The sequence below is a fragment of the Virgibacillus necropolis genome (assembly GCF_044793635.1).
Classification (GTDB): domain Bacteria; phylum Bacillota; class Bacilli; order Bacillales; family Amphibacillaceae; genus Virgibacillus_F; species Virgibacillus_F necropolis_A.
Genome location: NZ_CP084992.1, coordinates 3,554,654 through 3,574,579, shown reverse-complemented (window position 1 = coordinate 3,574,579; position 19,926 = coordinate 3,554,654). Strand labels below are relative to the sequence as shown.

The following is a 19,926-nucleotide window of genomic DNA, read 5'->3' as shown; positions in this document are numbered from 1 at the left end:
TGTTGTTTGATATACTCGTAGTTTTGGTCAAAAGAAAGAGGTCCGGAAAATGTAGAATGTTTTCTACCTTCCAGACCTACGAAAGTCAAAGTATAGATAATTAAGCAAAATAAGATAATGCTAAATCATTAAACGGCAGCGGCTAAGAAGCCGAACGGCCAGATACTTTAACTCGTAGTCCAGTTCTTTCATTGGGAACCTGGTAGAAACACTCGGACCATATTACCGAGTATATACGAGTAATGCTATTTTAGATTGTTACCTTGATAATATAGCAAATTTATAATAGAAAATCAACGAAAACCTGAACATTAATTTTAATAACTATTTTAACGTTCGTGTTTTGCGGTTATAATCAAGAAAGACCGCTTCGAAAAAATCACTACGCGCACCTTAGGGCTTGCGCTGAGCCTCCTCGATCGCAAAGAACGCTCACTGCGGGGTCTCATCACTTCGCTTTCCCGCAGGAGTCTCCGTGTTTTTCCTTCGCTAGGTCAGCTCATAACTTCAGTGATTGGAGCTGCGGGTAGTCGACTTCTGCGGGAGGAAAGGCATAGGTGAGACCCCGGAGTGCGGAGAAGGCCACTGAAAAAGTGGTGGATTTTAAAAATTTAACTTTACACCTTAACTTAGCATTTCGAATATACGGAGACTCCTGCGGGAAGCAAGAGATTGGCGAGACCCCGCAGGACGGCAGTCCGAGGAGGCTGAAGCCGTGCCCGCGGAAAGCAACGGTCTGCAGCGGAAATCAACCAGCAGTTATGTCGTAGTTTATTGATTTCGTGACGCAACAAAGCTTATGAAAAGAGCCTTATTTTTTTAATACAAAAATGAAGGCCCTTGTTTACCAAGAGCCTTCATCAAATGTAGCGATATAATCGCTAGTTATATAGTTTCCATCATACTCGATTATTTCGAATTAACATCTGCCCATTTATATTCATATGTTGCTCCAAACGGGTTCACATGGACACCTTCAATTTTTGGAGAAACCAGTTGAGCTCTTGAACTCTGATAAATAGGCGCGATAGCTGCGTCTTCAAATAGAATTTTCTCAGCCTTTAAGAAATTTTGATAGCGTGCTACATTATCTTGAGCTAGTTTAGTTGCAGTTTCTTTAACTAACTTATCATATTTAGGATTTGAATAGCCCATCGCGTTGTTCCCGCTTTTCGTTGTCCAAAGATTCATAAATGTGAATGGATCAAGGAAGTCTGGACCCCATCTGGAAACTTGCATTTCATAATCCATGCTTGTGTCCAAATCAAGACGTTGTTCTTTTGGTACTTGTTTTAAATTAACCGTTAACCCAGGTAGATTTGTTGTAAGTTGATTTGCAATATATTCAACCATTGTTTTAGTCGTTTCATCATCACCTGTTAGTAACTCAAGTTCCAATGACTCTTTTCCAATTTCTTCTAACCCTTTTTTCCAGTATTCTTTAGCTGCCTCTAAATCGTATGTTACAAGATCTCCACTAACTTCTCTGAAGTCTTTTCCAGATTCAGGCATTGGAGTAAAGTCAGCTGGTACAAGACCATTTGCGACAATGGATCCATTATTAAGGATTTCGTCAACTAAAGCTTGTTTGTCAAAAGCTCTACTAATTGCAGCACGTATATTTGTGTTTGCAAGAGCTTCGTTAGCTTTTTGATTGAATTTTATGAAGTAAACAAATGTGTCTGCTGAAACGGCGTAATCATCATGAGACTTATATTTATCAACAAGGTCTGCAGTTAAATCTACACGGTCAACTGCACCTGATGTATATAAACTGACTGCAGTTTGCGGATCTTTTACAACTTCAAAAGTCAATTTATCCATTTTCACCGCGTCTGCATCCCAATAGTCTTCATTTTTCACGATATCCCATGAGCTGCTTGTACTTTTCCAATTCTCTATTGTATATGGTCCATTTGACAATAACGTATCAGAACTTGTAGCAAATTTTTCTCCTTGTTCTTCAACAAACTTCTGATTCAATGGAAAGAATGTACCAAAAGTAGTTAGCGACTCAAAATATGGTGTTGGATTTTCAAGCTCCACAACAAATGTATAATCACCCTCTGCACGAACACCAAGGTCTTCAACTGGAGCTTCCCCTGCGCTTACAGCAGTAGCATTTTTAATAACGCCATTCATCATATACGGTCCATATTCAGAACCTGTTTCTGGATTAACAGCACGGCGCCATGAATAAACAAAATCATGAGCGGTTACAGGATCACCATTTTCCCAAACTGCATCTTCACGTAAAGTAAATGTCCATGTAAGTCCATCTTCACTTACTGTGTGTTCTTTTGCAATTCCAGGAACAGTCTGTGCGTTCTCATCCAATCGGTAAAGACCTTCCGTTGTTGCCGCCAGATAAATAAATGAAGCTTCATCTGTTGCAATAGAAGGATCCATCGATGGGATTGCCACAGGGCTTGTAAAATTAAGTACTTTTCCATCTTCTTCAGATGATGCTGATGATTCTTCCGCTTTTTCTTCTGTATTTTCACTTTCCCCGTTACAAGCTACTAATACACTAAGTAATAAACCAAGTAATAACAATGATGCCCAACTTTTTACATTCATTTAATAGTCCCCTTCTTAAGTTGATTTTTCTGAAAAATTACTCTATCAGAGCTTAATAGTATTATAGCTTTGCTTTAGTAATATTGCAAATACTTTTTAATTTCTTATTAGTTTGGTATCTCAATGATGCTAACATTCTAATAAAAAGAGTAACATAATATATTTATTACGATTTATGAGTTATCTACAAAAAGACGTGAATACTAACGGTACTAAATAGTATGTAGAAGGTGATTCAATGAAGGTCTTTCTTATTATTGCAAGTATGGTATTCCCTTTGATTATGTTCTTTTTACAGAGATCGTGGGCGAATTTTCGTACCGTTTTTAATGTGATGGCGGTCGCATCAGCTATCATTTTTGGTAATATTGCTTCTCTATCTATTTTCGAAATCATAAAAGATAAAACCGTATTTATGACGAATATCCATGCAGTCTTCTTAAATCCCTTTTTCTTAATTTCTGGATCCTATCTAGCTATATACATTTTTTATCGATTAATAATCATAACAATAGAGGAAAAATGATTAGGTATTCTACAAATAGAAATCCAACAAAAAAACAGCTCCATGATCAACACTGAAAGGGTACAATAGACTGTTACTCATCTTTGATTTGTCCCATTCAAAGTAAATACTAGTTTTTTATTTATTTTTCAACAATCGCTTAATTGTTCTAATTTGTCCACGATGGTTAATTTCGTCCTCCATAACGTGAAACCATAAATAGTAATTATTATAAGAAACATCATTACCCCATTTGTTTTCATAAAACAACCAGCTATCTTTCTTCGATTTCAGATATGATAATGTAGTTTCTCTGACTTGTGATAGTTCATCTAAATAATAATCAAGAGACTGTTTTTTAATTACTTCTCTTGCTTTGTCTCCTAGTTCTAAAGCTGTTCCCCACTTTAAATATTCATCTTCAAATAAGTCTCTATTTTCAAATGAAATAACTTGATGTACAAACTCAATCGACGCAATATGTGATAAAAGAGAACCAATAGAATTCGAACTATCATTTTGTAAATAATCTAAATTGCTTTGGTTTAAATTTGAGATTTCAAACAGTGTAACGTCCCTTGTATGTTCCAGCATAGATACAAGTTCCCCAATTTTGTCAGTAAAATTTTCTTTTGGTATTATTCTATAATCAATCATCAATCTACCTCCATTCAGTGGTTATATATAAGGCTACCAATAAAACAGGAAAAATAAAGACTGATAATTCGTAATGAAAGGTGGTATAATTTAGTTAAACATACAGAAAAGGGCGACCTGACTTTATCAGTGTTGTCTTTTTTCGTTTTGGTGTAATAATTTTCCTTTGCTGAATAGGCATGCGGCGATACCCGCGAAGAATATTTTGAATTTACGGTAAACTTTTGGCATATTATGCTATAATACTACCCAACTGAGAGTAAAGGAGTGATGTCGCATGTTCTACAAAAGTGTACTTTTCCAATTGAGGTTAAAACTAAACTAACAGATTGAGAATATCTATTCAGATATTTCTCAATTACAGGAGGAGTATCATGGATTTTCATTCTACCGTAATCAAACATTTAGACTCAATTCAAACGAAGGACCTTGAATCATTTTTACAGACACTTTCTGACCAAACCGCTATAAGTGTCATTATGCCGAACGGCCGTCTGTTTGAAGGATATGAAGATGTGGCCGCACTCAATAAGGATTGGTTTGCTGATGAAGACTGGAGCTTTAATTATATCCTTGTAAAAGCAGAAAGCACCCATGAGATGGGTTACGCGGTGGCTGAAATTGACTACCATGACCTTGATCAGGATGGCAATGCCTACAAGAAGATTTATTATTTAACATTACTTTTTAAAAAGCTTGGAAACACATGGGTTTTAGTCCATGACCAGAATACTTTCACGAATTAAGAAGTAGTAAAAGGGGCTGACCAAGGTCATTTGACTTAGGTAAGCCCCCTTTTAAATAATATTTAAATACATTGAAAGTCTTCATCGTGACATTTGCATGAAAATACCATGATGCACTGTTAACAACAAAAATTAGATGCTTCTTGTAGTAACGTATGTCACTTAGCTTTTAACTTCAAAAGTTTTGCAATCCGTTTCCTCTGTTGTTTTGGCTTTTGCTTGTTTGTGAGTTACCACATATATTCGATCGGCGTTACAAACATTCCCCTTGCCCCAATATGTGCAGTTGTCTACCTCGCAAAGTACATCTTTAGCCATTCTTAACACCTCCCTCTCCTTTATCATTAACAACAAAGCCTAAAAAAAACATGTCTTATATTCACATTTATCCGTCATTGGATACGCTGCCATTTAAAAACAACATAAGTATGATTATTCAATTAGCTTTTCAATTTCATTTCTATTGTAATTATTAACTACTCCCGGTTTTGAACTTATATAATTTAAAACAACCGTATTGTCGAGCTCTAAAGTTGTTTTTAGACCATTAATTATCATACTTAGATATTCTTTAGACGGTTTAGTAAAAGGAACACCTTCCCAATCAGCTGTAAAAGTTAAAATTGGATACCCGTCTTCCTCACCTAAAAACAGAACAGTTCCATACCAGGAATTTCTTTTTAATGTCTTTGATCCATTCTTTATTATTTCATTTAAATCAATATTTAATTTAGCACCATTATTTTCTTGTTTTACCACATCCATAAATTGCTCTAGCTTTATTAAGTATTTTCTACTGTATGTATGGTTTTTTTCATCCTTTTTCAACCCTATAAAAGCTACTCCTTGTTTTTGCCAACGATCTGATGCTTTTGCGAAATATAAAGGATAATGCATGATATATGTTGATTCTTTTACTGGAAGTGATTTATCTTTACATCCAATCTCCACTTTTTCAGATCCTTTAGGTTTTCCACCCTTTATATAACATAAAAACCTATCTCTATTTAAATTAGAACCATAACTTGCATACCAAACATATTTTTTCTTTTCTAACCTAGTATCAATCACAATCACATCCTAAACTTTTTTCTTTTATATTAAAAAGGTCAACCAGAAACGATGGCTGACCTTTTGTCATTACGGAAAAATTTTATCCCCTTAGTTGATTTTTAAAGAACAATACCGTTTCTAATTCGTCTTCCCTGTCCTCAAAAATATCCAACTCTTTTCCAACAGCTATAGCAAATTCAATATAAGCGTTTCCCTCAGCATTAAGTTTTCGCATTTGGTTACATCTGTTTCACTCATGTACTTTTCATTAAAATAGTGCGTGTATTCCGGATTATCATCAATTGATGTTGAATATTTTCTTTCTCGAAGAACGCCAGCCGCTGCTAGAAATGTAGGGCCTCCGCAAATCGCTGCGATTAATTTACCTTGTTCATCAAATTGACGAATGAGGTTCAACAAACGTTCATCCTTATCGAACGGGGCAGGTTCACCTCCCGGAATAATCAGAATGTCATAGTCAGCGGGATCACATGATTCAATATTCAAATCAACCTTTATTTTGAACTTTCCTTCGTGCGTGACTTCTTCACTTAATGCCGCCGTTTTAATTTCGACGTCAGAAACATTTAACATGTAGGACAAGGGACTGATTTCCCAATCTACATATCCTTCGTATAAAAAAAATAATGCTTTCAACTGGCCATCTCCTTATTATTTTTTTAACTAAAGAACAAGACTACTTGGGTTTACCACCTTTTTATTGTTTTCCATAAAATCAGCCCCTTTTATAAGTTTACTAAGAAAATTCTACCGACTTAATTTTAACACAGTATTCTGAAATTACAATCCGATTGTGAACGTGATGATGAAGATGACGAGTAACCGGATATAGAAAACAGGAAATCTTTTCAGACCGAAGAAAAAACTATCTTAAAGAAAATGAACAAAAACCCCTTTGCCAGGGTTTTTGTTCATTTTTATCATTTATACAATCCTCCGCTTAACATTTTTGATCACTATTTTGCTATGAGGAATGCTTGGCATGCTGACCATGCTGAAACTTAAATCCTGGTCAGGAATTTCATAATCCATTCGACTTGCCAGGTAATCAAGGCTAACTTTCATGACTTCAATGGTGGCCCACTCACCAGCACAGCGATGTCCCATCCAGTAATCGCCGCCACCTTGTGGAATAAATCCGAAGGGGCTGCCATCCCATTCTGCAAACCGCTCTGGGTTGAACAGATTGGGGTTTTCCCAAATTTCAGGGTCATGATTTGATCCGTATACATCCAGCAAAGTTAATGTCCCTTCATTAAAATTATATCCGTTCCAGGTGAAATCCTTTTTTACCAGTCCTGCGATAAACGGAAAAAACGGATAAAAGCGGCGAACTTCCTGGATAAACATTTCAGCATATTTTTCCTCGCCAGATCCAAGTTTCTTCTTTTCTTCCGGATAATGATGTACGGCAAGCGTCAGGAAATTATTGAATATCGAGATTGCCACAACTGGCCTTAAGATATTGATCACTTCTATAGCAGAAGTCTCTGTATCCAAAAGATTCCCTTCCAGATCACGATGCCAGGCAAATATGTATAATATGGTGTTTTCAGGTGGATTCACTTCTCCATTACGAACCCCACTAATGAGTTCTCCAATCCACTTATTCACATTATTACGGGCATTTCTTCCCGCCCAGTAAGCTGGACCAACAGTAGCTGCTGACTCGAACAATGCCGCCAAATCATTTGCCCGCTTCTTTACCTCTTCTTCTTGCAGCGGTACACCTGCCCACTGGCAAGCTATCCTGCACATCAATTCCTGCATTTCTTCATAAAGAATGACCTTATCCATCTGTTCCCATTGATCGATCACTTGGTCCCACTGTTGTTTTACAATGTCGGTCAGTTTTTGGATTCCATCAGGAGACATGACCGACATTAACATGTCTTTTCGGTGTTTATGGTCAGCCCCGTCCAACGTCTGAACACTATTTTTGCCAAAAAAGGATTGCACCACCCTTTTTGGAGTTGCACCCTTTCTTTTAAATTTGTCATTGTCATAAAAAACTTCCGTAGCTTCCTTTCCACCCATGCAAATCGCTTTCTTTCCAAACAATCGGGTCTCGAAGATATCTGAATTAAAACTGTGACGTCTATTCGAAATATACATGTATCCTTCTCTCGCCAGAGTCAATGTATGATCCATTCCTTCTTCCCGAGGTATTTTACTCGAATTTGACAAATCCATCCCCCATTTCCCCTATATAATGTTCTTATTCTTTGTAGATCTTTCCTGTTTATTCTCAATATACTTGGACCTAAAATAACAGTATTCTGAACGATTGAAAAAGTAATAGTTGTTCGGAGGAAGATAATGACGATATCGATAATAAAAGAAAAAGTAATAAACAATTAAGGCTCTTACTTTGTGTAGATGAACACAAAGTAAGAGCCTTTTACTTAGGAACCAGTTCCTAGGTACCTCTTAAACTAGCCTCAGTTTAAGTACAATTTCATAAAATACAATAAATTAATAAACACTGGCACATGTTCCAGCTGCTGGTTCATAATAACAATGATTTTTAAAACGACCAGTTAAAGGTTCCCCGTACCATGTTGGAGGACATGCAGTATATGGATTGAAATACCAAAGAGCATATCTCGCTGGGTGTTGTCTCCAAAATTTCAAATTCTTTTCTGCTAATCTTTTCTCAGCAGATCTCGCTCCTTTATAAAATAGACTACCCTTTTGAACAGCTTCAAAAGAATAATTTCCTCCTTGTACTTGAAAAATGACTTCTCTAATTGTTCTTATATCTTTAAAATCTAAACAATCCGCTTTTGCCCGGTTAACAATTACATTTCCCACATACAACATTCCTTGTTTTCCTTCACCCACGGCTTCCGCTCTCATCATCCTTGCCATTAAAGCAACGTCTGCACTGGTGTATTTTACTATTGGCATTTTTTTCACCCCCAAAATATTGTATGAAAAAAGTCTACCTGATTTCATTATTTATATTGGTACTGTCGTTCAAAATTTTAGATCCACAAAATGCCATAGCAATACTGCTACAAATGATCGTGGAAATAAACAAACACCTAACATTAAACATGACACACTATCATGTTATGCATTCTATGCTAATACTGTTGATTAAGATACCTTCAAGGAGCAATAATGAAGGATAGACATGGAAGCTTACATAGATGGGAATGTAAAGATGAGTTAATTGATTTTCAGCTTGTTCATAATAAATCAATTCCTAAGTGGTTCGAAGCAACACTTTCCGTAAGATACGAAAAAATAGATAAGGGGGAAACCGAAACCGATAGCCCCATGCATTAAAAGCGCTTATCTCTTTTTTGTTTGCCTTAATAAAAGGTATATAAGAGAAATACAAAACATGAATATAAAAGTTTCTAACCAATCTAAATTATCATTAGTAATGTATTTAAATACCATGACAGCGAAATAGAATATAAAGAACAGACATGCATATGTAACTAGATAATTTAATAATGTAGATTTATTGTCTTTTTGAAACATGGATTCCACCTCTTGATCAGTAATCCTCCACAAAATGGCTTAATTGAAAAATGAGCGCTGATCTTTACTTCAGAACGCGCCCTTTAGGAGCAAAGACTTGAGTAATTTAAAGTCGTAAAACGGCAAATACTAAAAATAATCCAATAGCCATATATGTAATATATCTTTTTTTGTTAATTCCTTCTCTTAAATTCCCACATTCCAAGTGTCACTAAATATGTTCCTGCCAATAGAGCTGACAAAATTATTAAAAATATTATTATTAACCTCTCCTCTCCGTTTTTCTACGTCCGCCAATATGTTTTTCCACCTATACTTTATGCTTAAAAAAGCCGACTGATTTTTTAATAAAACCAATCGGCTCTGTGGGCTTATAAATTATTTCTTAGGGATTACCCTTGCCAACAATAATACTTAGATTAAGTGTTATGCATTTACTGCTTTACTTGTCTGACTTGCATGTAATTTTTTCATTGCAAATCTTGCTATCGGCTGGGCAATTAACGTTTCAACCCAAAAAGCAATGAAAAAGTTACGTGGCCAATCATAAAAGAACGTTTGAATCGGTTCCAAACTAATTTCTCTCATGCCAATCCAAGACCCGATAACTGTCAGTAAAATGGACAAAATGGTTACGCTAAACAATATAGTGAACAATACTCTTGCATTAAATCCGTCCGTAGGTTTAATGAACTTTGGTACCAATTTGCTAACTATCGGGTTTGCAACTAGAATTACCAATAAAATTACACAAATCCATACAAACGGAATTACATGTAATGTTCTAAAATAAACCTCTTTATTGAATCCAAATTCAAATCCCATGATAAGTGGTGCTATAATATTGACTGAAAGCACCGAAATGATGGCTAAAAACAATACAAATTCTTTTCCGTTTCGGGGTAATCTTGTTTCCTCATGCATATTCGTCATCTCCATTTATAATATTTCAGATGGCAGACGTATCATGAGACATATATTTTTGATCAATTATATCAGACCAATATCTCTACACACTGATTTAATAATATTATCACTTGTATTCCATATATTTCAATACTTCATTCTGTATAATTTTATTTTCATCATCCCGATAGTTGAAGAATAAATTAAAGCCTTTCCTTAGGTGATCCATTCGCAAATTCAAATTTAGCTGTTTGTGCAAAATTTAGATTCTTAGCGAGCCACGGAACCCTCTGGCACCATAGTAAGAGTCCGCACCGTTGTGATACAAAAAGACATGCCCGAAGCGCCAATCACAATAAAGGGCACCACCGAGTTCCCTAATATCAGAGGGGGTTTGCACCCAACTCGATGTTTTCCTATCGAAAGTTTCAAGTTTCTGCAACGCTCGATATTGTTCTTCCGTTAAAAGTTCAATGCCCATGGCAGTTGCCATATCAATAGCGTTATTTTCTGGTTTATGTTTTTTCCTAGACTCCAGCGCTTCACGGTCGTAACAAATACTTCTGCGACCTTTAGGACTTTCTGCTGAACAGTCATTAAAAATGTATTCGCTCGTCTTTTTATCATGACCAACAACGTCCGGTTCACCGTCAGTTCTTTCCATTTCATTGAGCGACCATAGTTTTTCAATATTAGCATCCAACTTTGCTTGGACTTCAGCCCATTCAAAACCCTCATGGCGGTGCATGTTTTTCTCAAAACGGGCTTTCAATGCTCCGATTAATTCTTCACGTTGTTCTAGTGACAATTCCTTTTTATTGCTGATTTTATTTGTCATGTTAATTTCCCCCTTATTGTTATACTCATAATGGTTTTATAATAAATCGTTTAAATAATTGTCTGAATTCAGTTTACAATAAATTATATGATTAAGTAAATATATTCCTCCACAATCCTGGCCTGTTTCATTAGCAAGAAATTGCTTACGGTTATTTTGCTTTATATGTATTTCCTTGCTGAAAAAAACTGGATTATTGGGAAGAGGATAGTTGCAAGACAAAGTGCTATAAACAAAGAAACATTACCAAATTCATTCTTTCTCACGAAGACAATCCTGTCAATAATCCATACAATGAACAGACTTCCTGTTAGAATATGATAACTTAATTTCGCACTGTTATTGGCTACCTTTTTCCCTAATTCATCTTTTTGAACCTTTTTATCCGAACCCCATGTGAAGAATTGAAACCAGGAAGTTAGTAATAAAACAAAAATCATCACATCTGTTATGCCTATTTCCAATCCATTGATATATTCTGAAGCATACATCGATAATAAAAATAATGTGGCTAACGATAAGAATATCCCGCTTATCAGATTTGAATTTTTTTTCATATAAATCCCCCCCTATTCTTTTAGAAATAGTTCGTCCACCCTAGTATCCAACTTTCTGGCTAATTCAAATGCTAAGTTTAAACTTGGGTCATATTTTTCATTCTCAATTGCATTGATTGTTTGACGAGATACATCACAACTATTCGCTAGTTCTTCTTGAGAAAGTTTTTTAGCTTTCCTTAATTCTTTTATTCGATTTTTCATAAATCACCAACTTAATCCATAACTGTAAAATATATTTTACAGTTATAATTATAAGGGAACCAACAATAATGTCAACTATGTTTTACACTTTCGTTGGTTCATTGTTTCCTAAACTGCTTACGTTAACTGCCTTTATCCCTCTCACTCAAAATATCCTCGATCATTTCAATATGAAACGCAGCCCATGCTTTTTCCTTAAAATGAAAAATCACGCTAATCGTTAGAAGAATGAGGTAAAGAAAAATAAAAGCCGCCCAATGCATGCCGCCCTTCGTAAACAAAACGTCCTGAATTTTGTCCGAAATTAAAAACAAAAGCCAGGGAATTCCAGTAACAAAGATAGGGATCATCCCCATTCCGTTTCGTTCTTTAATCATTCGATAATGGACTAATTGGAGTGTTTTGCTTTCAAGGGATTCATAGAAGGATTTGATTTCAGCTGTCTCTTTAAGCTCCTTATTGGAATGGATATCCTTTTGCCCTTTTAATGTAAGAAAAAGTTTATGTGCGTCTCCTCGAAAAGAAAACATGCTGTCTCCCCTTTCCATAACTGTTGTGTTCAGGTATTCATCTCAGAACTATCAATTTTTGACTCACCATGTAAATTGTTTACTTCATATAGGAGATACATACATACTTTAAAGAAGAACAGGCAAGTTCAGAATTGTAGGCTTGTATGGGAAAAGTGGGACAAGAATCCTATTCCCAACCCACAAACTTTGTCATCTTTCCTCATAAGGTTTAAAATGTCTTTGAAAGGAGTTTACCCATGCACACTAACTACAATCTGCCAGAAAATATAACTGCAATTTTGAATAAAAACCAAAGAGAAAATGATGACTCATTTCAAGAATTAATTCGAGAAGGTGGCTATGTCCCCCCTCATATAGAACTGTTAATCGATGCGATTTCGGCGCTTAGCATGGGGAAAAACATTTTACTGAAAGGTCCTACAGGCGCTGGAAAAACAAAGTTCGCTGAAACCTTATCTAATCTATTCCATCAACCGATGTTCAGTGTGAATTGCTCGGTGGATTTGGATGCAGAAAGCTTAATGGGCTTTAAAACGTTGACATATGAAGCAGAAAAACAACGGATTGAATTTGTACCGGGTCCCGTGACGAGTGCCATGAATGGTGGTACCTTTCTCTATATTGATGAAATAAATATGGCCAAACCAGAAACATTGCCGCTCATTAACGGCGTGCTTGACTACCGAAGAACGATTACCAATCCATTTACAAACGAAATCATTACGGCAAAAAATGGCTTTAATGTAATTGCTGCGATCAACGAAGGTTATGTTGGTACAGTCCCATTGAATGAGGCGCTGAAAAACCGCTTCATTGTCATTGATGTTCCGTATATTGAAGGCGAACAATTAAAGAACTTGATTCAAACGAATACACAATTAACGAACGAAAAGACAATTGACTTGTTTGTTACCTTGTCCACCGATCTCATTCGTGCCGTTTCCCAAGGAAAACTATCAGAAGATGCTGCATCAATCCGCGCATTGCTTGACGCTTGTGATCTAAGTGTTATCATTCCGCCAAAACGTGCAATTCTTCGTTCTATCGTAGACAAGTTAGAGGAAGAAAGAGAACAAGAGTTTGTCAAAAATCTAACAGACACGCTGTTCTAAATAGAAAAGCGTAGGCGACTGGTCAGAAGCGGACGCATAAGCAAGGAACCATAGAACGCATGGGTTTAGCGTTCTTAGTGTTCCTTGCTTATGACAGCAGCTTCTAGGAGCAGCAGCTAGACAAGAAAAGCGAAGGCAACTGGTCAGTGACGTACAAATAGATAGGACTGTGAACGTACGGTGAACTTTCCGTACATTCATCAGGACTAACTATTTGCTAGTCGCTAGGAGCCTAGCTAGACACAGAAAAGCGGAATCCAGACACGAAAGGAGGTTACCCGATGAAATATAATCGATGGGATGATTCCAAGATTGATACGAATTTATTTCTGCAATTACAGGACTTAACCACTATTTTAGCGGATAATCCGGATTTAACATTCGACTATACATATGGGTCATTTATTGACCTTATCGATGACAGGGTGACAGGCAGTCATTTCTGGGATGTGGTGAATGAAGTGATTAAGGAGTCCGGGTATAAAACGGATGTGTTTTTACGGACGATTGGAACATTACATGAATCACACGTGCCCTCCTTAAAAGCCTATTTAGAACAGACAAACGAATCAAGTCTGCCCAAATTTGCTGTTCAGCTTGTTACGTTACTGGAGGATCTACGCCTGGAGGAGATCATTACAAAAGATCGACCAGGTACGAAAAGGGAATTTGCTATCCGTAGAAAATACTTGAAACATCATTTTGAAAAAGAACTTGCGACGACCGTGACAAGAAGCTATCCGCTTGATGAATTGTTTTGTCTCATCTATCTGGTCCTCCAATCTGATCAGCCAGATCCAACTTTTCCAAGGGCGAATGAGCAACAGCTTACCCATATGGAAAAAATAAAACCGCATATTTATGCATCATTTGAAGCAAAAGGTACGAAAGCGGTAATTAGGATTGCTGAGCAGATCGTCTTGCAATTAGAGGTCGATTACAACGACATGGTAAAGGACTATTTCACATTTCCCATCTCAAACATCGAAAAGTATAGCCTGAATACATTATTCGATGAATTAACACGGACAGACGATGTGGCGAACGATGATACAGAAGAAGTAGATGAAGAAAAAAATGAGTATTTCGATGAACAATTTTCCAGCTGGCACCGGGAAAATCAAAACAGTGACAGGGAGCAAACCTTTCTGCAATTTGAATTAGAAGATGGCACGAAGACAAACATTTTGGGTGGCGGAACGAGGGAAACCGAAGATGCTGATCAAACGATGGGAACCATTCAAGGGGCTTCAGGACAAAGCGATAAAAATGATTACTCAGAAGTCGATTCGCTAGAGAAACAAGGATCAAACCAAGGAAAGCAAGCAACCGAATCGATCTATGGCGAGGCAAATAAGGATGCTGTCGCGATTGAAAAGAAAGCTACATCACCCTCGAAGGAAGATGAACTGGCTTACCAAAAAGTAGTAAGTACGATTGAAGCCTACAAACGAAAGCTTGCGTCCACCATTGAAAAAGTATTGGAACACAAAAAGAACGATCCACGGAAAGATTTAATGTTTGGTCGCCTATCAAAAAAATTGCTGCCTGTTATTGTCGATGAAAACCCGAGGGTATTTTATAAGAAAAATCAGGAATCAAAAGACGTTGATGCCGTTTTCACCCTGCTCGTGGACTGTTCCGCTTCCATGCATAACAAAATGGATGAAACCAAACGAGGAATTGTTCTGTTTCATGAAGTATTAAATCAGCTGAAGATCCCCCATTCCATCGTCGGTTTTTGGGAGGATGCAAATGACGTGAAGGAAAACTATCAACCGAATTATTTTCATGAAATCCATTCTCACTCGGATTCTTACTATAAGAACAATGGGGCAAGAATCATGCAGCTTGAGCCACAGGAAGATAACCGCGATGGATTTAGCATACGGGTCATGACAAAGGCATTAACAGCCAGGAGAGAAAAGAACAAATTCCTGCTTGTATTTTCAGATGGCGAACCAGCTGCTATGAATTATGATCAAAATGGCATTATCGATACGAACGTTGCAGTATTGGAGGCCCGTAAAAAAGGCATCGATGTGATTGGCATGTTTTTAGCAGATGGAGAGATTGACGAAAGAGAAGATTCAACGATGAAAAATATTTACGGGAAGGAACGCGTCATGATTCCAAGTGTTGCCGAGCTACCTGAACATTTCGCACCACTTTTGAAGAAGTTGTTGCTGCGGATGATTTAGCTGGTGATCTTTCCAACTTGCTCAAAAAATCAATGATTTTTTGAGCGTTTTTACTTTTATATTTACCCACTATTAAAAATGGTAATAATCAATCATTGTTTCATTTTGCTTTCTGATTCTTGTAAAATCAAACAAAAAACACTATTAAGATTACAGTAATTAAAATTAGCACAATATCACCTCTAAAATACTATCCACCTGATAATTGTACCATTTCCCACTAAAATCCAACAGTTAATAAGAGTGTAGATAAGCGCTTGTTAGCACCATAAGAATGCTGCAATATTATTCTTTAACGTATTTTTTTGAATGAAAATAGGTTGTAACACCGGTAATAAAACTTGGAGGTAAACTCCATAAGAAGAATCCCCATCTTCCGGTTATAAGTGTGATTATAAGAAAGAAAAGCGGAAAACCAATTGAAACAAATAATGATATTTTTTGATACCTATTCATATAATCCTCCCCTTCCGTCAATCACATTCATTGAGCAAAACTTATTGGATCCTACCCGTTCGTTCATTATGAAATACTTATTTAGACCAAGAATAATATACAAATTTTAAATTCTGACCATGCATTTCAAACGTTTCATCACCAGTAGATAAAATTTTAAATCCGTTATTCTCTAAAACTTTTTGGGACGCTTGGTTATTAATTGTCGTCTTTGCTTTAATTTTTTCAATACCCGTATCGCCTACAGTCTCCAATAACAATTTCAATGCCTTTTTAGCAATGCCTTTCCCAATATATTTTTGTCCAACTCTATACCCTACATGACCAAGACTTTGAGTTTCATCAATATCAATTAAATTCATCCTTCCAAGAATAGAACCGTTTTTATTTTTGATCAGATAAAAACGCGAAACACCTTGTTCCTGTTCATCCAATAAGGCTTTATGTCTTACTCTAAAATTCTCAAAGTTATAGTAATCGTCACCACGTGTTGGTACCATTTCTTCAAAAAAAGTCCTGTTTTCAAGTTCAAACTCAAATAAAGCTTCAGCATCCTTGATATGTAATTTCTCAAGTGAAATATTCATACTAATTACCACCATTCCAAAATATAATACCTATATTATACGCTTTATCAAAAACAAAATGGCTCTAAATTACAAATCTAAAACTTCGTCAAAATCGTTTCTCATGAAACCAAACACATGGGAAAAGCCTGTTGTAAAAAAGTATAGTGTATGTTTTTTGTGACAATATAATTTATACATTGACGGTAACTTTCAATTAGTTTTATAACAAGGAGGTTTGGCATGAAAAAAGTTTCTAGTGTTTTTTATATTACTATCGCATTAGTCATTATATTTGTTTTACTAGGTGCTTTATTACCTACGCAATTTGAGCAAGTAACTACCGATATTAATGCTTTTCTATCCACAACATTCGGATGGTATTATATGTGGCTCATGACTGCCTTGGTGATTATGACCATCTTTATAGCATTTAGTCCTTATGGTAAAATTCGATTGGGCAAAGACCATGAAAAGCCCGATTTTTCTACAAGATCATGGATTGCCATGCTGTTCTCTGCAGGTTTGGGAATCGGTCTTGTTTTTTATGGTGCGGCTGAACCACTTTTTCACTCGTTTTCGAATGCCCCGTTTGGAGGGGAAGGCTCTGAACAAGCGTTTAAAAATGGACTTGCCGTTACATTTTTCCACTGGGGGATTCATGGATGGGCGATGTATGGTCTGTTTGCACTGTCACTAGCATTTTTTCAATTCCGCAAAGGTGAACCAGGCTTAGTTTCCGCGACATTAAAGCCACTGTTTGGCAACAAAATGAAAGGACCCTTTGGAAAAATGATAGACGTTCTTGCCACATTTGCAACCATATTTGGTGTTGCCACTTCACTCGGCTTCGGCGCTGTCCAAATTAACGGCGGACTAAACCACCTCTTTGGAATAGAAGTTGGCTTTACCTCACAGTTCATCATTGTTTTCATTGTTACCGCCTTATTTCTTATGTCAGCCTGTTCAGGCTTGAACAAGGGAATAAAATACTTATCCAATGTGAACATGATACTTGCTATCCTGCTATTTATTAATGTGTTGATTGTCGGCCCAACATTACTGAGCTTAAACATGTTTACAGAAACGTTTGGTTTGTATCTACAAAACATCGTACAATGGAGTTTCCGTACTGCACCACTTGAAGGCGATAATCGGAAATGGTTTGATGCATGGACCCTTTTCTACTGGGCTTGGTGGATCTCCTGGGCACCTTTTGTAGGTATGTTTATTGCCAGAGTGTCCCGCGGAAGAACCATCCGTCAATTTATGGTTGGAGTCATTGTAATACCAACACTTATTGTTTCCATTTGGTTTTCGACCTTTGGCACAACAGCAGGCCATATACAAAATAGCGGTGTTGATTTAACGCAATATAAAACGGAATTAGTTTTATTTAACATGTTTGACCAATTACCACTTTCATTCCTTTTATCCATGATGGCGATTTTACTTATTATGACATTTTTTGTAACGTCTGCAGACTCTGCAACATTTGTATTAGGCATGCAATCTACAAACGGGTCACTAACACCTCCAAATAGTGTAAAAATTGCTCTAGGCCTTGCACAGTCTTCAGTTGCTCTGATTTTACTTTATGTTGGCGGGTTAACAGCACTTCAAAATACCATTATCGCCGCCGCACTCCCTTTTTCATTCGTAATGATTTTAATGATGGTTTCACTGTTAAAAGCGCTTAACAGTGAAGTGAAAACGTTAGGAAGAAAAAGGTGAAAGGCAACCTAAAACTATCCGAAAAAAAACAAAGTGCCTGACAGTCGAAACTATTCAAACTAGTTTCGACTGCCAGGCACTAAGCATCATGATTGCAAAGACATATATTCCTTAACCTGTTTTCTTAATGCCATTTTCAAAAACTTCCCAACAGAAGTCTTCGGTATCTCTTCCATAAAAATAACATCATCTGGCAACCACCAGTTGGCAAACTGCGGTTCCAAAAAACGATTAATATCAGCTTTGGTAACAGTATCATGATAGCCATCTTTCAGCACGACACAAGCGATAGGTCGCTCCTGCCATTTGGGATGAGGGACAGAGACAACCGCAGCCTCAAAAACTGCTTCATGTGCCATCAGGGCATTTTCTAAATCCACTGAAGAAATCCATTCTCCACCACTTTTGATCAAATCCTTTGTTCGATCAACTATTTTAACAAATCCTTCTTCGTCGACCGTAGCAACATCCCCTGTATGAAGCCATCCATCACGAAATGCATCTGTACTCCGTTCGTCTTTGTAGTATTCATCCGCAATCCATGGACCTCGAATAAGAAGTTCTCCCATATCCTTCCCATCTTGTTTTGCCTCACCGTTTTCATTAATCACCTTAATTTCAATTCCAGGTACAACCATTCCCTGCTTTGAGCGTAATTCCAGTTTTTCCTCTTCAGGAAGATCGGTCTGATAACTTTTCAACCTGGAAAGGATAACAAGCGGCGTCGTTTCTGTCATACCATACGCATGGATAAACGGAATACCATATTTTGTTTCAAAGGTTCGTATCATCCCCATTGGTGCTGCGGATCCTCCACAAAGAATTGCACGCAAACTGTTGGTATTATAACTTTTTCCTTCCAGTTCATTTAGCAACCCTAACCAAATTGTCGGAACACCTGCCGTAATCGTTACCTTTTCTGATTCAATTAATTCAGCAAGTAGTTGTGGTGTAGGATAAGGTCCAGGTAAAACTTGTGTCGACCCTGACCAGGTTGCCGCGAAAGGCATCCCCCATGCATTCGCATGAAACATAGGTACAACTGGCAAGCAGACGTCTGATTCCGAAACCGCTGCCGTATCAGCAAGACTTATTGCCATACTGTGCAGGACGAGACCACGATGGGAGTAAACGACGCCCTTTGGTTTACCAGTCGTGCCCGATGTATAGCATATTCCAGCAGGATCTTCTTCGGCAATTTTGTTTGAAAATGTATACTTTTCATCTGCTTTATCAAGTAGGATTTCATAAGAATAGAGAGGTTTAAGACTCGAATCTGGTAAGGTTTCTTCATCCGTCATCACAATAAATGCTTCCACCGTTTCCAATTCATCTTTAATATTTTCAAGTAACGGCAACAGGTCAGCATCGACAAGTAAAACCTTATCTTCCGCATGATTAATAATATAGCTCAGATGTTCCTTTGATAACCGAATATTAATTGTATGCAAAACCGCGCCCATTGAAGGTATGGCAAAATATGCTTCCAGGTGTCTGTGATGATTCCATGCCAGCGTTCCTACTCTGTCACCTTTTTTCACACCAAGCGATTCCAGTGCACTTGCTAGGGATCTTGTCCTTCCCCCTATTTCTTTATAGCTAAATCGCTGTACCCCTCCCAAGGTACGGGAAATGACCTCTTTCTTTGGAAAATACTTTTCAGCACGCTCTACAAGAGAAACTAAAGTTAATGGTGTATTCATCATCATAAATTACCCCTTTTCTTTTTTAACTAAATTTGGTGTTAAAAAAGTTCAAAACA

At 37.0% G+C, this 19,926-nt stretch carries 21 protein-coding genes and 1 riboswitch; of the genes, 6 read left to right on the top strand and 15 right to left on the bottom strand.

Going from position 1 to position 19,926, the window contains the following annotated elements:
* Positions 1 to 155 precede the first annotated feature (155 nt).
* A riboswitch (purine riboswitch) is annotated at positions 156 to 259 on the bottom strand.
* A 650-nt stretch (positions 260 to 909) separates the two neighbouring features.
* Entirely contained in the window at positions 910 to 2,580 is a 1,671-nt protein-coding gene (locus LG329_RS17720; protein ID WP_404452162.1) for a peptide ABC transporter substrate-binding protein, read from the bottom strand.
* 238 nt (positions 2,581 to 2,818) lie between these two features.
* On the opposite strand from LG329_RS17720, the gene LG329_RS17715 reads away from it, so the two are divergent.
* Positions 2,819 to 3,106 carry a transposase gene (locus LG329_RS17715; RefSeq protein WP_404452160.1) on the top strand — a complete coding sequence of 96 codons (288 nt, stop codon included), beginning with the start codon at positions 2,819 to 2,821 and terminating at the stop codon, positions 3,104 to 3,106.
* A 117-nt stretch (positions 3,107 to 3,223) separates the two neighbouring features.
* Here LG329_RS17715 and LG329_RS17710 read toward each other — a convergent pair whose 3' ends face one another.
* Positions 3,224 to 3,742 carry a DinB family protein gene (locus tag LG329_RS17710; RefSeq protein WP_404452159.1) on the bottom strand — a complete coding sequence of 173 codons (519 nt, stop codon included), beginning with the start codon at positions 3,740 to 3,742 and terminating at the stop codon, positions 3,224 to 3,226.
* A 374-nt stretch (positions 3,743 to 4,116) separates the two neighbouring features.
* Between LG329_RS17710 and LG329_RS17705 the strand changes: the two genes are divergently transcribed.
* Positions 4,117 to 4,488, top strand: coding sequence for a YybH family protein (locus LG329_RS17705; RefSeq protein WP_404452158.1), 372 nt, complete (start codon positions 4,117 to 4,119; stop codon positions 4,486 to 4,488).
* Positions 4,489 to 4,650: 162 nt separating this feature from the next.
* Here the strand turns inward: LG329_RS17705 and LG329_RS17700 are convergent, their stop codons facing one another.
* The 5 genes from LG329_RS17700 to LG329_RS17680 form a co-directional block, all read right to left on the bottom strand.
* Positions 4,651 to 4,806, bottom strand: coding sequence for a DUF1540 domain-containing protein (locus LG329_RS17700; protein ID WP_404452157.1), 156 nt, complete (start codon positions 4,804 to 4,806; stop codon positions 4,651 to 4,653).
* A gap of 114 nt (positions 4,807 to 4,920) precedes the next feature.
* Positions 4,921 to 5,559, bottom strand: a complete 639-nt coding sequence (locus tag LG329_RS17695; RefSeq protein ID WP_404452156.1) for a hypothetical protein — start codon at positions 5,557 to 5,559, stop codon at positions 4,921 to 4,923.
* A gap of 168 nt (positions 5,560 to 5,727) precedes the next feature.
* A complete protein-coding gene (locus LG329_RS17690; RefSeq protein ID WP_404452155.1) occupies positions 5,728 to 6,198 on the bottom strand; it encodes a DJ-1/PfpI family protein in 471 nt (156 codons plus the stop codon).
* Between the two features lie 288 nt (positions 6,199 to 6,486).
* Positions 6,487 to 7,755, bottom strand: coding sequence for a cytochrome P450 (locus LG329_RS17685; protein WP_404452154.1), 1,269 nt, complete (start codon positions 7,753 to 7,755; stop codon positions 6,487 to 6,489).
* Positions 7,756 to 8,037: 282 nt separating this feature from the next.
* Positions 8,038 to 8,472 carry a cell wall hydrolase gene (locus LG329_RS17680; protein ID WP_404452153.1) on the bottom strand — a complete coding sequence of 145 codons (435 nt, stop codon included), beginning with the start codon at positions 8,470 to 8,472 and terminating at the stop codon, positions 8,038 to 8,040.
* Between the two features lie 216 nt (positions 8,473 to 8,688).
* Between LG329_RS17680 and LG329_RS17675 the strand changes: the two genes are divergently transcribed.
* A complete protein-coding gene (locus LG329_RS17675; RefSeq protein WP_404452152.1) occupies positions 8,689 to 8,856 on the top strand; it encodes a hypothetical protein in 168 nt (55 codons plus the stop codon).
* A 627-nt stretch (positions 8,857 to 9,483) separates the two neighbouring features.
* On the opposite strand, the gene LG329_RS17670 is transcribed toward LG329_RS17675, so the two are convergent.
* The 5 genes from LG329_RS17670 to LG329_RS17650 form a co-directional block, all read right to left on the bottom strand.
* On the bottom strand, positions 9,484 to 9,981 hold the full coding sequence (locus LG329_RS17670; protein WP_404452151.1) for a hypothetical protein: 498 nt from the start codon (positions 9,979 to 9,981) through the stop codon (positions 9,484 to 9,486).
* Positions 9,982 to 10,225: 244 nt separating this feature from the next.
* Positions 10,226 to 10,801: a DUF4256 domain-containing protein gene (locus tag LG329_RS17665; protein WP_404452150.1), complete on the bottom strand. Its 576-nt coding sequence runs from the start codon at positions 10,799 to 10,801 to the stop codon at positions 10,226 to 10,228.
* Between the two features lie 161 nt (positions 10,802 to 10,962).
* Positions 10,963 to 11,358, bottom strand: coding sequence for a hypothetical protein (locus LG329_RS17660; RefSeq protein WP_404452149.1), 396 nt, complete (start codon positions 11,356 to 11,358; stop codon positions 10,963 to 10,965).
* A gap of 12 nt (positions 11,359 to 11,370) precedes the next feature.
* Complete coding sequence (locus LG329_RS17655; protein WP_404452148.1) at positions 11,371 to 11,562, bottom strand: helix-turn-helix transcriptional regulator; 192 nt, start codon at positions 11,560 to 11,562, stop codon at positions 11,371 to 11,373.
* Between the two features lie 122 nt (positions 11,563 to 11,684).
* A complete protein-coding gene (locus tag LG329_RS17650; RefSeq protein ID WP_404452147.1) occupies positions 11,685 to 12,092 on the bottom strand; it encodes a hypothetical protein in 408 nt (135 codons plus the stop codon).
* Positions 12,093 to 12,331: 239 nt separating this feature from the next.
* On the opposite strand from LG329_RS17650, the gene LG329_RS17645 reads away from it, so the two are divergent.
* Both LG329_RS17645 and LG329_RS17640 read left to right on the top strand, forming a co-directional pair.
* Positions 12,332 to 13,207 (top strand): AAA family ATPase, encoded by an 876-nt coding sequence (locus LG329_RS17645; protein WP_404452146.1) that lies wholly within the window; start codon positions 12,332 to 12,334, stop codon positions 13,205 to 13,207.
* A gap of 281 nt (positions 13,208 to 13,488) precedes the next feature.
* Positions 13,489 to 15,408: a vWA domain-containing protein gene (locus LG329_RS17640; protein ID WP_404452145.1), complete on the top strand. Its 1,920-nt coding sequence runs from the start codon at positions 13,489 to 13,491 to the stop codon at positions 15,406 to 15,408.
* Between the two features lie 285 nt (positions 15,409 to 15,693).
* On the opposite strand, the gene LG329_RS17635 is transcribed toward LG329_RS17640, so the two are convergent.
* Both LG329_RS17635 and LG329_RS17630 read right to left on the bottom strand, forming a co-directional pair.
* Positions 15,694 to 15,864 (bottom strand): hypothetical protein, encoded by a 171-nt coding sequence (locus tag LG329_RS17635; RefSeq protein ID WP_404452144.1) that lies wholly within the window; start codon positions 15,862 to 15,864, stop codon positions 15,694 to 15,696.
* Positions 15,865 to 15,941: 77 nt separating this feature from the next.
* Positions 15,942 to 16,451: a GNAT family N-acetyltransferase gene (locus tag LG329_RS17630; RefSeq protein WP_404452143.1), complete on the bottom strand. Its 510-nt coding sequence runs from the start codon at positions 16,449 to 16,451 to the stop codon at positions 15,942 to 15,944.
* Positions 16,452 to 16,673: 222 nt separating this feature from the next.
* Between LG329_RS17630 and LG329_RS17625 the strand changes: the two genes are divergently transcribed.
* Positions 16,674 to 18,164, top strand: a complete 1,491-nt coding sequence (locus LG329_RS17625) for a BCCT family transporter (protein ID WP_404452142.1) — start codon at positions 16,674 to 16,676, stop codon at positions 18,162 to 18,164.
* An 86-nt stretch (positions 18,165 to 18,250) separates the two neighbouring features.
* Here LG329_RS17625 and LG329_RS17620 read toward each other — a convergent pair whose 3' ends face one another.
* Positions 18,251 to 19,870: a long-chain fatty acid--CoA ligase gene (locus LG329_RS17620; protein WP_404452141.1), complete on the bottom strand. Its 1,620-nt coding sequence runs from the start codon at positions 19,868 to 19,870 to the stop codon at positions 18,251 to 18,253.
* Between the last annotated feature and the right edge of the window lie 56 nt (positions 19,871 to 19,926).

Bases quoted from the DNA above. Each gene is read 5' to 3' on its own strand.
- LG329_RS17720 (WP_404452162.1), bottom strand. From the start codon at position 2,580: ATGAATGTAAAAAGTTGGGCATCATTGTTATTACTTGGTTTATTACTT.
- LG329_RS17715 (WP_404452160.1), top strand. From the start codon at position 2,819: ATGAAGGTCTTTCTTATTATTGCAAGTATGGTATTCCCTTTGATTATG.
- LG329_RS17710 (WP_404452159.1), bottom strand. From the start codon at position 3,742: ATGATTGATTATAGAATAATACCAAAAGAAAATTTTACTGACAAAATT.
- LG329_RS17705 (WP_404452158.1), top strand. From the start codon at position 4,117: ATGGATTTTCATTCTACCGTAATCAAACATTTAGACTCAATTCAAACG.
- LG329_RS17700 (WP_404452157.1), bottom strand. From the start codon at position 4,806: ATGGCTAAAGATGTACTTTGCGAGGTAGACAACTGCACATATTGGGGC.
- LG329_RS17685 (WP_404452154.1), bottom strand. From the start codon at position 7,755: ATGGATTTGTCAAATTCGAGTAAAATACCTCGGGAAGAAGGAATGGAT.
- LG329_RS17680 (WP_404452153.1), bottom strand. From the start codon at position 8,472: ATGCCAATAGTAAAATACACCAGTGCAGACGTTGCTTTAATGGCAAGG.
- LG329_RS17675 (WP_404452152.1), top strand. From the start codon at position 8,689: ATGAAGGATAGACATGGAAGCTTACATAGATGGGAATGTAAAGATGAG.
- LG329_RS17670 (WP_404452151.1), bottom strand. From the start codon at position 9,981: ATGCATGAGGAAACAAGATTACCCCGAAACGGAAAAGAATTTGTATTG.
- LG329_RS17665 (WP_404452150.1), bottom strand. From the start codon at position 10,801: ATGACAAATAAAATCAGCAATAAAAAGGAATTGTCACTAGAACAACGT.
- LG329_RS17660 (WP_404452149.1), bottom strand. From the start codon at position 11,358: ATGAAAAAAAATTCAAATCTGATAAGCGGGATATTCTTATCGTTAGCC.
- LG329_RS17655 (WP_404452148.1), bottom strand. From the start codon at position 11,562: ATGAAAAATCGAATAAAAGAATTAAGGAAAGCTAAAAAACTTTCTCAA.
- LG329_RS17650 (WP_404452147.1), bottom strand. From the start codon at position 12,092: ATGTTTTCTTTTCGAGGAGACGCACATAAACTTTTTCTTACATTAAAA.
- LG329_RS17645 (WP_404452146.1), top strand. From the start codon at position 12,332: ATGCACACTAACTACAATCTGCCAGAAAATATAACTGCAATTTTGAAT.
- LG329_RS17640 (WP_404452145.1), top strand. From the start codon at position 13,489: ATGAAATATAATCGATGGGATGATTCCAAGATTGATACGAATTTATTT.
- LG329_RS17635 (WP_404452144.1), bottom strand. From the start codon at position 15,864: ATGAATAGGTATCAAAAAATATCATTATTTGTTTCAATTGGTTTTCCG.
- LG329_RS17630 (WP_404452143.1), bottom strand. From the start codon at position 16,451: ATGAATATTTCACTTGAGAAATTACATATCAAGGATGCTGAAGCTTTA.
- LG329_RS17625 (WP_404452142.1), top strand. From the start codon at position 16,674: ATGAAAAAAGTTTCTAGTGTTTTTTATATTACTATCGCATTAGTCATT.
- LG329_RS17620 (WP_404452141.1), bottom strand. From the start codon at position 19,870: ATGATGAATACACCATTAACTTTAGTTTCTCTTGTAGAGCGTGCTGAA.